Origin of the sequence: Novilysobacter longmucuonensis (genome assembly GCF_046600735.1) — a bacterium.
GTDB classification, from domain to species: Bacteria; Pseudomonadota; Gammaproteobacteria; order Xanthomonadales; family Xanthomonadaceae; genus Novilysobacter_A; species Novilysobacter_A longmucuonensis.
In genome coordinates, this window is record NZ_JBJMAW010000008.1 from 46,071 (window position 1) to 58,678 (window position 12,608).

12 protein-coding genes are annotated in these 12,608 nt (G+C 70.3%); 3 read left to right on the plus strand and 9 right to left on the minus strand.

Translation table 11 applies throughout. The annotated features are described in order from the left end of the window. Nucleotides 1-59: 59 nt before the first annotated feature. The 3 genes from ACJQWM_RS09310 to ACJQWM_RS09320 all read left to right on the plus strand — a co-directional run bounded on the left by ACJQWM_RS09310 (nucleotide 60) and on the right by ACJQWM_RS09320 (nucleotide 3,069). Nucleotides 60-1,367 (plus strand): S8 family serine peptidase, encoded by a 1,308-nt coding sequence (locus ACJQWM_RS09310; protein WP_411306783.1) that lies wholly within the window; start codon nucleotides 60-62, stop codon nucleotides 1,365-1,367. A gap of 103 nt (nucleotides 1,368-1,470) precedes the next feature. Further along, nucleotides 1,471-2,181 (plus strand): hypothetical protein, encoded by a 711-nt coding sequence (locus ACJQWM_RS09315; RefSeq protein ID WP_332704220.1) that lies wholly within the window; start codon nucleotides 1,471-1,473, stop codon nucleotides 2,179-2,181. Nucleotides 2,182-2,250: 69 nt separating this feature from the next. Next, the gene (locus tag ACJQWM_RS09320; RefSeq protein WP_332704218.1) at nucleotides 2,251-3,069 is read left to right on the plus strand and encodes a transporter; all 819 of its coding nucleotides are present in this window, start codon (nucleotides 2,251-2,253) and stop codon (nucleotides 3,067-3,069) included. A gap of 119 nt (nucleotides 3,070-3,188) precedes the next feature. On the opposite strand, the gene ACJQWM_RS09325 is transcribed toward ACJQWM_RS09320, so the two are convergent. From ACJQWM_RS09325 to putP, 9 genes are all read right to left on the minus strand, one after another. Beyond that, entirely contained in the window at nucleotides 3,189-3,686 is a 498-nt protein-coding gene (locus ACJQWM_RS09325; protein ID WP_332704216.1) for a metallophosphoesterase family protein, read from the minus strand. 315 nt (nucleotides 3,687-4,001) lie between these two features. Further along, nucleotides 4,002-5,294: an adenylosuccinate synthase gene (locus tag ACJQWM_RS09330; protein WP_332704214.1), complete on the minus strand. Its 1,293-nt coding sequence runs from the start codon at nucleotides 5,292-5,294 to the stop codon at nucleotides 4,002-4,004. 408 nt (nucleotides 5,295-5,702) lie between these two features. Continuing rightward, nucleotides 5,703-5,891 (minus strand): DUF2065 domain-containing protein, encoded by a 189-nt coding sequence (locus ACJQWM_RS09335; RefSeq protein WP_332704212.1) that lies wholly within the window; start codon nucleotides 5,889-5,891, stop codon nucleotides 5,703-5,705. Between the two features lie 3 nt (nucleotides 5,892-5,894). Further along, nucleotides 5,895-6,758, minus strand: a complete 864-nt coding sequence (gene hflC / locus ACJQWM_RS09340; protein ID WP_332704210.1) for a protease modulator HflC — start codon at nucleotides 6,756-6,758, stop codon at nucleotides 5,895-5,897. Further along, nucleotides 6,755-7,876 (minus strand): FtsH protease activity modulator HflK, encoded by a 1,122-nt coding sequence (gene hflK / locus ACJQWM_RS09345; RefSeq protein ID WP_332704208.1) that lies wholly within the window; start codon nucleotides 7,874-7,876, stop codon nucleotides 6,755-6,757. The genes hflC and hflK overlap by 4 nt, the downstream gene beginning before the upstream one ends. Nucleotides 7,877-8,022: 146 nt before the next feature. Next, a complete protein-coding gene (gene hflX, locus ACJQWM_RS09350) occupies nucleotides 8,023-9,423 on the minus strand; it encodes a ribosome rescue GTPase HflX (protein WP_332704206.1) in 1,401 nt (466 codons plus the stop codon). Between the two features lie 80 nt (nucleotides 9,424-9,503). Further along, complete coding sequence (gene hfq, locus ACJQWM_RS09355) at nucleotides 9,504-9,788, minus strand: RNA chaperone Hfq (protein ID WP_332704205.1); 285 nt, start codon at nucleotides 9,786-9,788, stop codon at nucleotides 9,504-9,506. A 284-nt stretch (nucleotides 9,789-10,072) separates the two neighbouring features. After that, the gene (gene miaA / locus ACJQWM_RS09360) at nucleotides 10,073-11,026 is read right to left on the minus strand and encodes a tRNA (adenosine(37)-N6)-dimethylallyltransferase MiaA (RefSeq protein WP_332704203.1); all 954 of its coding nucleotides are present in this window, start codon (nucleotides 11,024-11,026) and stop codon (nucleotides 10,073-10,075) included. 72 nt (nucleotides 11,027-11,098) lie between these two features. Next, entirely contained in the window at nucleotides 11,099-12,607 is a 1,509-nt protein-coding gene (gene putP / locus ACJQWM_RS09365) for a sodium/proline symporter PutP (protein ID WP_332704201.1), read from the minus strand. Nucleotide 12,608 lies beyond the last annotated feature (1 nt).

The window sequence follows — 12,608 nt, forward strand, 5'->3', positions numbered from 1 at the left end:
GCCGGATGCTAGCACCGGCGCCTCCCACGCCTGCCCGATTCCACGGACCCCCCGCACGCATGTTCATCTGCCGTCGCCCACTGCTGTCATTACTGCTTCCCGCCCTGGTGCTGGCGGCCATGGCCATGCCGGCCCATGCCCAGCTCGTCGGCGGCATGCGCGCAGGCAGCCTGCCGGTGACGGTCCCCGGTCAGCGGCGCGTGTCCGGCGCGGTGCCGCGGCTGCGGCGCGACCTGCCCGATGTGGTCCCGGAAGCGGCGTCGCGGCTCGGCAACCCCCGGCTCGAACGGCTGCTCAGGCGCCACCCGAAGCTGCTCGACGTCGACCCGGCCGGCGCGCCGGTGGTCCGCAGCGAAGTGGTCGCGATAGACCCTAGCGTCGAGGCGCTGCAACTCGCACGCGTGGCCGGCTTCAGCGTCGGCGACGAGCGCACGCTGCAGGCCCTGGGGCTGCGCGTCGTCGTGCTGCGCAGCCCCGAGGGCACCGGCACCCGCGCGGCATTGCAGCAGCTGCGCCGGCTCGATCCATCGGGCAGCTACGACTTCAACCACCTGTACTCCGGTGCCGCCGGCGCTATGGCCGCGGGCCCGGTGCGTGCACCCGTGTCCGGGCCGGCCGCACCTGCGGTCCGCATCGGCTTGATCGACAGTGGCGTGGCGCGCGGGCATCCGGCGCTGGCCGGGGTCGACGTGCACAGCTGGGGCTGCGACGGCGCGCCCGTCGCCGATGCGCACGGCACTGCGGTGGCCTCGTTGCTGATGGGCGCAGCGGACGGCGGCGCGGCGTCGGGCGGCACCCTGTTCGCGGCCGACATCTACTGCGGACGCCCGACCGGCGGCGCGGTGACCGGCTATGCCGAGGCCATGGCGTGGCTGGCGCAGGAAGGCGTCGGGGTGATCAACCTGAGCCTGGTCGGCCCGCACAACGCCCTGCTGCGGCGCGCGACCGAGGCGCTCGCGGCGCGGGGACACGTGCTGGTGGCGGCGGTCGGCAACGACGGCCCGGCGGCGCCGCCGCTGTTCCCGGCGGCGTATCCCGAGGTGATGGGCGTCACCGCGGTCGACCGCCGCCAGCGTGCGCTGCCCGAAGCCGGGCGCGGAGTGCAGGTCGACTTCGCCGCGCTCGGCAGCGAGCTGCGCGCCGCACGGCCCGACGGCCTGTGGGGCACGGTGCGCGGCACCTCGTTCGCCGCACCGCTGGTGGCCCGGGCCGCCGCCGCCGCATACCTTGTTGCGCCCGACCCGGCCCGCGCCGCACAACTTCGCGCGCAAATGGCCGAGCGCGCGCGTGACCTGGGCACCGCCGGGCGTGACGACACCTATGGCCATGGCCTGGTCGCACCGGCCGCGGCGACCGGCTCACGCTGAACGAACCCTGAGTACGGCCGGAGCGGCGGGAAGAAACCGGCGAGCCCAGTCGTAATCCCTGCAAGAGCCGCGGAATGGTCCGCCGCCAGAGGAGACGACACCGATGAATTCCAGACTTCTACTGCCCAGCATCCTGTTCACCAGCCTGCTTGCCCTGCATCCGGCCGCGTCCGCGCAGGAGGCTTCGGCCGACGCGGTCGCCGCCGCCGCGGCGCACGCCGAGGTCCCGACCCGGCAGCTCGCCGAGCGTTACGCCTACCTGGTCGGTACGACCGAAGCCGCGGCCGAGCTGGTCCAGAGCATGCGAGCGGACGCCGACACCGGCACCGTCATGGGCTACGGCGAGATCGACATGGCGCTCGCGCTGTCGGGTGCGCTGATCGAGGCCGGCAACGTCGCCGACATCGATGCCGCGACCGGTACGGTCATGCAGCTGCGTGCCGACGGCGTGGGCTGGGGCGAGATCGCGCAGACGCTCGGCTTCAACCTCGGCGACGTGGTCAGCGCGGCCCACCGTGTCGATGCGGCCGGCCAGGCCGGCGCGCAGGCCGGAGCGGCTATGGCCATTGCCGAAGAGGCACGGGGCCGCGCCGCCGCAAGTGCCGGCGCCGAGACCGCGGCGTCGGCCCGCGTCCAGGCCGGCGTGGGCGCCGATGTGGCCGCCGATGCGCGGGTGAACGCGCGTATCGACGCGGGCCTGCGCGGCACCACCTCCGGCCGCCCGGTCGGCGTCAGCGTACCGGTCCTGCCGCAGCGGGTCGAGCGCCCGGCACGGCCGGAGCGCCCGGTGCGTCCCATCGGCGGCGGTCGCTGATCCATGTTTGACCCGTCGAGCGCGACCGGCGCTCGACGGTTTTTTCTCTGATCGACAAAGGGTTACCCGATGATGCGTTTCCGTCTCACCATGATGTTCGCAGCCCTGGCCGCGACCGGCCTCGCCCACGCCGCCGACGGCAGCACTACTGTCGGCATCGGCGTCGACTACAACAGCGGCGACTACGGCTCGGAGATCTCCACCGACATCCTGTCGGTCCCGTTGGACCTGCGCCACCGGCGCGGCAACTGGAGCCTGCGCGCGAGCGTGCCGTGGCTGCAGGTGTCGGGCGATCCGAACGTGTTGCCGGCGGTCGGCCCGGTGCCGAACTTCAACCCGGTCGGACGCGGCCGCACCGGCCTGGTCGGCGGCCCGCCCGGCGGCGGCGAGGAAGCGTCGCCCGAAAGCGGCAGCGCCTCGGGCATCGGCGATGTGACCCTCGCCGCGGCCTACTCGCTGCCGACCGGCAACGCGGTGGGCGTCGACCTCGGCGCCAACGCCAAGATCGCCACCGCCGACGAGGACAAGGGCCTGGGCACCGGCGCCAACGACTATGGCGTCAGCCTCGACCTGTATCGCGACTTCGATGGCACGGTGCTGTTCGGCGGCGTCGGCCACACCTGGCTCGGCAGCTCGACCTACATCGACGTGGACAGCGTGCAAAGCGGCAATTTGGGCGTGAGCCAGCGCGCCGGACGCGGCCGCCTGGGCGTGATGTACGACCACCGCACCGCCAGCGCCAGTGGCCTGGACGACCGCCGCGACGCGATTGCGTTCTTCAGCCTGCCCAACGCCAGTGGCGGCAGGATGCAGCTGTACGCCAGTCGCGGCCTGTCCGACGGCAGCCCCGAATGGGGCGCGGGGATCGCGCTCAGCACCGGGTTCTGACGTTCGAGGCGCCAAGCCGCGTGCTGCCGCGCCAATGCTTCGGTGAAAAAGCCCCGCACTCGCGGGGCTTTTTCATGGCTCGCCCCGGGTGGCGGGACACGGCGACAGGGGCTGCGCGGTCATCGCACCGCGGCTCGGGATTCATCAGGCCCACCGCCACCGAGCAGGTCGACGATGCGCGGCGTGATCGACCGATCCACCACGATGAGTTCGGCGGCCGTGGTCGGCAGGCTGAACCGCCGCCGGCCGGCACTGCCGGGATTGACGAAGAGCACCCCGTCGCGCTCTTTGATCAGCGGGCGATGCGAATGCCCGGACAAGACCACGTCGACCCCTGCGGCGGCCGGATCGATGTCCAGCTCGGCCAGATCGTGCAGTACGTGCACGCAGATTCCGCCCAGGGTCACGCGCTGGATCTCGGGCACCGCCTCGGCCCACTCGCCGGTGTCGATGTTGCCGCGGATCGCCGTCACCGGCGCCAGCGCGGCGAGTTCGGCCAGTATCTCCGGTCGCCCGATGTCGCCGGCATGCACGATGTGATCGCAGCCGCGCAGGAACTCGATCGCCTCCGGTCGGAGCAGGCTGTGGGTGTCGGAGATGAGGCCGATGCGGAACATGGTGCGGGTCCCGGGTCGTGAGGCTTTTCCGCCTGGGCGAATGTGTCGGATGCCTTTGCGGGCAGCCTAGGCTTGCGCGCGCTTGTGCCCGGTGAGGGCGTGGCGGTCGTGCCGCGGGTTGCTGCGGAGGCACCCGGCCCACACAGCAAAAGGCCGCGCGGGCGCGCGGCCTTTAATGACATCAGGCGTCGAGGCAAGCCGCTGCAGGGCGTGCCGCGGCCAAATGGCGCGTGCCCTCACCCCGGCCCTCTCCCGCCAGCGGGAGAGCGGGCACAAGTTGGCCGGTCCGGGCTCTGCGCGTGGACGGGCGCGCCCTCAGGCCCACGGGTCCTGCAGCACGATGTTGGCGTCGCGGTCCGGTCCGGTGCTCACCATTGCCAACGGACAGCCGGACAGCTCCTCCAGCGCGCGCAGGTAGGCGCGGGCGGCCGGCGGCAGCTGCTCCCACTCGGTGATGCCGTGGGTGGACTCCTGCCAGCCGGGGAACTCCAGGTACACCGGCTCGCACTCGTCCCAGCCCTGCGCGTCCAGCGGGGCGTACTCGGTCTGCTTGCCGCGGTACTGGTAGCCGATGCACATCTTCAGGGTCGGCATGCCGTCGAGGATGTCGAGCTTGGTGATGCACAGGCCGCTGATGCCGTTGATCGCGACCGCGCGCTTGAGCGCGACGATGTCGATCCAGCCGCAGCGGCGCGGGCGGCCGGTGGTGGCGCCGAACTCCTGGCCGCGCTTGCGGATGCCCTCGCCGACCTCGTCATGCAACTCGGTCGGGAATGGTCCGCCGCCGACTCGGGTGGCGTAGGCCTTGGCGATGCCGAGCACGTAGTCGATCGCGTCGGCGCCGACACCGGTGCCGGCCAGCGCGCCGCCGACGGTGGTGTTGCTGGAGGTCACGTACGGGTAGGTGCCGTGGTCGATGTCCAGCAGCGAGCCCTGCGCGCCCTCAAACAGCACGCGCGCCCCGGACTTGCGCAGCTCGTGCAGAATGCCGGCGACGTCGGACTTCATCGGCTGCACGTACTCACCGAATTCCAGCGCCTCATCGAGCGTGCGCTGGAAGTCGACCGGCTCGACCTTGAGGTACTGGGTCAGCACGAAGTTGTGGTAATCCAGCGCGGCGCGCAGCTTCTCGGCCAGCTGCTCGGGATAGTGCAGGTCCGCAATCCGGATGCCGCGGCGGGCGACCTTGTCCTCGTAGGCCGGGCCGATGCCGCGCCCGGTGGTACCGATCGCCTTGCCGCCAGCGGCCTTCTCGCGGGCCTGGTCCAGGGCGATGTGGTACGGCATGATCAGCGGCGTGGCCGGGCTGATCTTCAGCCGCGAACGCACGTCGATACCTTCGGCCTCCAGCTCCTCGATCTCCTTGCGCAGCGCGGCCGGGCTCAGCACCACGCCATTGCCGATCAGGCACAGCGCGCCATCGCGCAGGATGCCCGAGGGGATCAGGTGCAGCACGGTCTTCTTGCCGCCGATGACCAGGGTGTGGCCGGCGTTGTGGCCGCCCTGGAAGCGCACCACCGCGCCGATCTGCTCGGTCAGCAGGTCGACGATCTTGCCCTTGCCTTCATCGCCCCACTGGGCCCCGAGAACGACGACTGACTGACCCATTGCATTGCTCCTGGCACATGGAAATCCGGCGTGGGGCCGGCTTGGCGGAAAAGTCCGCACACAGAAAAAGCCGGCGGGAATGCCCCTCCGGCTTTTGTGCATTATCCCGGTTTTGGGGGGTGGGGGCCAGAGCGTAGAGCCGAGCTAGCTCGGCCGCCTTGGGTTGCTCGATTGCCGGGCTTGTTGGGCTGCCCGGATGCGCTGCGAGCAGGCTCGGCACTACGGGAGACGGGCCTCACGGATCTTCGCGATGGTGGGGGGCACAAAGAATGGTGCCCACCCTACCGGGGCCCGGCTCCGGGTAGGAGCGACGTGAGTCGCGATCGGGGTCGGGCGTGTGGTTGGTGGTCGCAACTTACGTCGCTCCTACAAAAGCTCGCGGCTGAAGCCGCTCCTACAAAAGGCTGTTTACCGGCGCACCAGCCACAAGGCTGCGAGGCCGAGGCCCAATACCACGGCGCCCAACAGACGCACCTGGCGGTCGGGCAGCGCGAGCAGCTGCTCGGCGGCGCGCTTCCAACTGCCGGGCGCGACGAACAGGAACAGGCCTTCGAGCACCGCGACCAGGCACAGCGCCGACAGCAGCTCGGCGGCCACGGATCAGTCGTCGTCGGTCAGGTATTGGAGGAACGCATCGTCGCGGTCCAGCACGATCACCGACTGGCCATCGTCGAAGGACTCGCGATAGGCCTCCAGGCTGCGCTGGAATGCATAGAACGCCGGGTCCTTGTTGGCCGCCTGGGCATAGGTGCGGGCCGCCACGGCATCGCCTTCGCCGCGCAGCAGCTGGGCGTCACGCTCGGCCTCGGCCACGATCACCACCTGCTCGCGGTCGGCCTGCGCGCGGATGGTCTGCGCTGCCTCGGCGCCCTCCGCACGCAGCCGGCTGGCGACCTGCTGGCGTTGCGCGCGCATGCGCCGGTAGACGTCCTGGATGACCTGGCTGTCGGTCGGCAGGTCGATGCGCTTGATGCGCAGGTCGACGATCTTCACCCCGACCGTGTCGGCACCGCGGTTGATGCCGGCAAGCTGGCGCTCGATGATTTCCGAGCGGTCGCCGGAGACCACCTCCTGCAGCGTGCGCTCGTTGATCTCGTTGCGCAGCGAATCCTTGATGATCGGGGCCAGGCGCGCAACCGCGATTTCCTCGCTGCCGCCGGTGGCGCGATAGAACGCACGCACGTCCTCGATCATCCCAACGGCAAAGAAGTCGACCGCGACGTCCTTGCGTTCGGAGGTGAGGTAGCGCTCCGGCTCGGCGTCGAGCACCGTCAGGCGCCGGTCGAACACGCGCGCGGTCTCGACCAGCGGCACCTTGAAATGCAGGCCCGGGCCCAGGTCGGTGCGGGCCACGCGGCCGAGGTTGAGGACCATACCGGTCTCGCCGGGGGCGACCACGAACATCGAGCCGAGCAGGCCCAGCAGCACGAGTGCTGCCGCGGCGATCCACAGGGAAAACTTCATCGAGCCACCTCTTCACGGCCGCTCGGACGCGGCTGACGGATGCTGTTGCGGGAGGATCCGGACGTGTCCGGCGGGGCCAGCAGTTCCGGGGTCAGCATCGGCGTCACCGGCCGGTCGGCGTTGCGCGAGTCGCGGCTCGCGCCGGCGCCCTCGGCCATCGGCACGTAGATCAACTGGCGCGAGTCGCCGCCGACGATCTTGCGGTTGTCGGCCAGTACCTGCTGCACGGTCTCCAGCCACAGGCGCTTGCGGGTGACCTCCGGCGCGTCCTGGTAGGCGTCGACCAGCAAGGAGAACCGATCGGCATCACCTTCGGCGCGCGCGACCGCCGCGGTCTTGTAGCCTTCGGCGGTGGTGCGCAGGCGTGCAGCCAGGCCGCGCGCCTCCGGCACGATCTGCGCGGCGTAGGCGCGGGCCTCGCTGATCAGGCGGTCCTTGTCCTGCTGGGCGCTGTTGACGTCGTCGAAGGCCGGCTTGACCTCTTCGGGCGGGCGCGCGTTGGCCAGGTTGAGTTCGGTCACGATCAGCCCGGTGCGGTAGGCCTCCAGCGAAGCCTGCAGCTGCTCGCGGGCCGACACCGCCAGCGCGTCACGCGCGCCCAGCACGGTGTCCAGCGTGGAGCGGCCGACCTGCTCGCGCACGGTGCTCAGCGCGGCCTGCTGCAGCATGAGGTCGGCATCGCGGGTGCCGAACAGGTAGCGCTGCGGATCATTGACCCGGTACTGCACGTTGACCTCGACCTGCACGATGTTCTCGTCGCGCGTCAGCACCGGCACGTTGGTGCTGAAGGTCTTGATCGCGGTGGCGTTGACCTTGGTCACCCGCTCGATCGGCCATGGCCACTTGAAGTTGGGGCCCGGCTGCATGATCCGCGCGACCTGGCCGAAGCGCTGCACCACGCCGCGCTGTTGCTCGTTGATCAGCACGAAGCAGTTGAACACCAGCCACAGCGCGAATGCGAGCAGCACCCAGCGCAGAATGCCGCCGCCACCGCCGCCATCGAACAGGCCGCGCAGCGGGTCGAGCAGCGCATCGAGCCCGTTGCCACCGGGGCGTTGCCGCGGCGGGCGATTGGACCCGCCGCCGGAGTTGTTGTTGCCAGGGGTGTTCCAGGCCATGCCCGCTCCAGGTGAATAAAGTCTCGTATCTGCGATCGTGCAGGCGGACGCCAGTCAGCTCGCGGCGCCCGGAGTGCTTCCAGGTGGGGTGATCCCAAGTGGGGTGATTGTCAGGTGAGTGATTCTAGGTGGGGGCCCGGGTGGGCTCAAGCAAGCCCCGGGCCAGGGTGGTCGCTGTCATCGTCCAGGCCGGTGCCACCATCATCGACCAGAGGACGCAAGGCGTCGCCGTGTTCCTGTACGAACAGGCGCTGCGCGTCGACTTCGGCGATGTCGATCTCGAGCCGCCAGCCGTGCTCGTCGGCGTGCTCGCTGCGCACCGCCCCCAGCTCGTGCAGGCGCGCGCGCAGGCGTGCCGCGCGTGAGGGCACATGCACTTCGCCGCGCACATGGCGCAGCTCCAGGGCCTCGCCGACGGCGGTGCGCAGCAGGTCCAGGCCGAGCCCGTCGCGGGCCGACAGCCACACCCGCAGGCGACCCTGTTCGGCCGGGCGGTCCAGCCGCGGGCGTGCGCGCGGGTCGGGGCTGCGCTCGTGGCTGTCGTCCTGGTGGGGCCCGTCCGCGGCCCGGCCGTGGTCGAGTTTGTCGATCTTGTTGAACACCAGCACCTGCGGGATGTCCGCCGCGCCGATCTCGCCGAGCACCTCGTCGACCTGGGCGATGCGCTCGTCGCGCAGCGGGTCGGCCGCATCGATCACGTGCACCAGCAGGTCGGCCTCGCGCGCCTCCGACAGGGTCGAGCGGAAGGCGGCGACCAGCGCATGCGGCAGGTCGCGCACGAAGCCGACGGTATCGGCCAGCACCGCGCCGCCGCCGGCAAGATCGATCCGGCGCACGGTCGGGTCGAGCGTGGCGAACAGTTGGTCGGCAGCAAAGGCCTGCGCGCCGGTCATCGCGGTGAACAGGGTCGACTTGCCGGCGTTGGTGTAGCCGACCAGGGCCACCCGCGGCAGCGCGCTGCGCATGCGCGCGCGGCGCATTTGGGTGCGCTGCACCTCGACCTTGCCGAGCCGCTTCTGCAGCGATTCCAGCCGCTGCTGCAGCATGCGGCGGTCGAGCTCGAGCTGCGTTTCACCCGGACCGCGCAGGCCGATCGAACCGCCGCGCTGGCGTTCCAGATGGGTCCAGCCACGCACCAGGCGCGTCGACATGTGCTTGAGCTGAGCCAGTTCGACCTGCAGCTTGCCCTCGAAGCTCTGCGCCCGCTGCGCGAAGATGTCGAGGATCAATCCGGTGCGATCGACCACGCGGCGCTGCAGGATGCGTTCGAGATTGCGCTCCTGGGTCGGCGAGAGCGGGTGGTTCACCAGGATCAGGTCGGCCCCGGTGGTGTCGGCGGCGGTCTTGAGTTCCTCCAGCTTGCCGCTGCCCATCAGGGTGGCGGCATTGGGCCGGTCGATGCGCGCGGTCAGCACCGCGGCGACGGTCGCGCCGGCCGAACGCGCCAGGTCGGTGAACTCCTCCATCAGCCCCTCGTCCGGCGGGCCGCCCGCATGCGGCTGGATCAGCAGCGCGTGCTCACCCTTGCGGGATCGTTCAAAGAACACGCGCGCTCCTCATGCGGTCCACGGCGATGACCTCGACACTGTTGTCTACAAGCACGCGCGTGCTCGCGGCGTCGTCGCGATCACTCGGCGTCGTCGCCGTCGCTGCCGTTCTCGCCGTTGCCTTCGCCCGACTGCACGTGGCCACCGCCCGGCCCCACCCGCACGTTGCGCGCCGGCACCACGGTGGAGATCGCATGCTTGTAGACCATCTGGCTGACGGTGTTGCGCAACAGCACCACGAACTGGTCGAACGATTCGATCGTGCCCTGCAGCTTGATGCCGTTGACCAGGTAGACCGAGACCGGCACGCGTTCGCGGCGCAGCGCGTTCAGGAAAGGATCCTGCAAGGATTGCCCCTTTGACATCATTGTTCCCCACTGTGTTTTCTAGTTATAGGGCGGCAGTCGCGTGCGAACGGCCGCGTTGCCGCTGATTCTCCCCGCCGCGGCAACCCGGCCGATGGTAGCGCAATCGGCCGGCGCCGGACCCGGCCGGATGCGGCGTTTGCGACGCCTGTCCGATGCAGGGCACATCGGGCGCCGCCTCGAGCGCCCGCGCGTGTAGGAGCGGCTTCAGCCGCGATCCCAGCGGGCCGACGAGCCGGCTGGTTCCCAATCGCGGCTGAAGCCGCTCCTACGGACGCCCGGGTTCAGACAAACATCGCCATTGCCTGCTCCAGGCCGGCACGGTCGCCCGCCGGATCGAACCAGCGCGCATCGAGCTCACCGCGCAGCCAGGTCAACTGGCGCTTGGCCAGTTGCCGGGTGGCCTGGATGCCGCGCTGGCGGAACTGCGCGGCATCGGCAAGACCGTCGAGGTGCTCCCAGGCCTGGCGGTAGCCGACTGCGCGCAGTGCCGGCAGGTCCAGCGGGCGCGGGTGCGCCTGAAGCTCGGGCCGCGCGCGCAGGCCTCGGACCTCCTCGAGCAAGCCCTGCGCGAGCATCGCGTCGAACCGCGTCTCGATGCGCTGGTGCAGCACCGCGCGCTCACGCGGCGCCAGCACCAGCTTGAGCACGCGCACCGGCAGCCGCGCGGTCGTGGACACATCACCGCGCCAGTCACTGATGCTGCGCCCGGATAGCCGGTAGACCTCGAGCGCGCGCTGGATGCGCTGCGCATCGGTGGCGTGGATACGCGCCGCGGCCGCGGCATCGACCGCGGCGAGTTCGGCGTGCAGCGCAGCCCACCCACGCACATCGGCCTCGGCCGCCAGCTGCGCGCGGGTGGCCGCGTCGGCCGCCGGCATTGCCGACAGTCCCTGCAGCAATGCATGGAAGTACAGGCCGGTGCCGCCGGCGAGGATGGGCAGCTTGCCGCGCGCGACGATGTCATCGAGCGCCGCGCGCGCGTCGGCGGCGAACCCGGCCGCCGAGTATGGCTGCCACGGCTCGCGCAGGTCGATGAGGTGGTGGCGCACCTGGGCCCGCTCCCGGGCGGACGGCTTGGCCGCGCCGATGTTGAGGCCGCGGTAGACCAGCGCCGAATCGACGCTGACGATCTCCCCATCCAGCCGCTGCGCCCACTCGAGCGCAAGCGCGGTCTTGCCCGAAGCCGTTGGCCCCATCAGGGCGATCGCCGGCGGACGCTTGTCGTTCAACGTCATGCTGTTCAACGCCATGCGCCCGCGGACGACCGCCAGCCGATCAACGGTCCGTTATCGCCGGACCGTCCGGGGTCAGTAGCCGGTCTCGCTTAGCGACTGCCGCACCTGCTGGTGGGTGGCCTGGATGTCCTGCGGCGGCTCGCGGTCGAGCCGGCTGACGATGATGATCGCCAGGGTGGCGACGATGAAGCCGGGGATGATCTCGTAGAGTTCCGAGCCGAACTGGTTGACCGCGATCTGCTTCCAGGCAATCACCGTGACCGCGCCCAGCACCATGCCGGCCAACGCGCCGTTGCGGGTCATGCGCTGCCAGAACAGCGACAGCAGCACGACCGGCCCGAATGCGGCGCCGAAGCCGGCCCACGCATAGCTGACCAGGCCGAGCACGCGGCTGTCGGGATCGCGCGCGATCCACAGCGCCACCAGCGCGATCAGCAGCACCGAAGCGCGACCGACCCAGACCAGCTCGCGATGGCTGGCCTGCTTGCGCAGGAAGCCGCGGTAGAAGTCCTCCGACAGCACGCTGGAGGAGACCAGCAGCTGGCTGGACAGGGTGCTCATGACCGCCGCCAGGATCGCCGACAGCAGGATGCCCGCGACCCACGGATTGAACAGCACCTCGATCAGCGTGATGAACACCCGCTCGGCATTGGCCTCCACCGGTCCGGCCACGGCGGGGTTGTCGGCGAAATAGGCGATTCCGAAGAAGCCGACGGTCAGCGAGCCGGCCAAGCACAGGATCATCCAGCTCATGCCGATGCGGCGCGCCTTGGGAATGGTGGCGATGCTGTCGGCGGCCATGAAGCGCGCCAGGATGTGCGGTTGGCCGAAATAGCCCAACCCCCAGGCGATCAGCGACAGGATGCCGATGAGCCCCAGTTCACCGCCACGGAACCAGTCCAGCCGGGTCGAGTCGTACTGTTCGATCGCCGCCAGGCTGGCGTCGAAGCCGCCGTTGACCATGACCACCGTGACCGGCGTGATCAACAGCGCGAAGAACATCAGGGTGCCCTGCGCCGCGTCGGTCCAGCTGACCGCAAGGAAGCCGCCGACCATGGTGTAGAGGATCGTCACTGCCGCGCCCCACCACAGCGCCTGCGCATACGGCATGGCGAACACGCTCTCGAACAGGCGCGCGCCGGCGACCACGCCGGAGGCGCAGTACACCGCGAAGAACACCAGGATCACCGCCGCCGACAGCACCCGCAACGAGCGCCCGTCATCGCGGAACCGGCTGGTGAAGTAGTCCGGCAGCGTCAACGCATTGCTGGTGCGCTCGGTGTACACCCGCAGCGGGCCGGCGACGTACTTCCAGTTCAGCCAGGCACCGGCGATCAGGCCCACCGCGATCCAGCTCTCCGACACGCCACCGAGGTACATCGCGCCGGGCAGGCCCATCAGCAACCAGCCGCTCATGTCGGAGGCACCGGCCGACAGCGCGGTGACGAACGCACCCAGCGAGCGACCGCCGAGGATGTAGTCGTCGAAGTTCTTGGTCGAACGCCACGCGATGTACCCGATCAGCAGCATCGCGAACAGGTAGATCGAGAACGTGACAAGAAGTGGTGTGCTGGCGGTCATC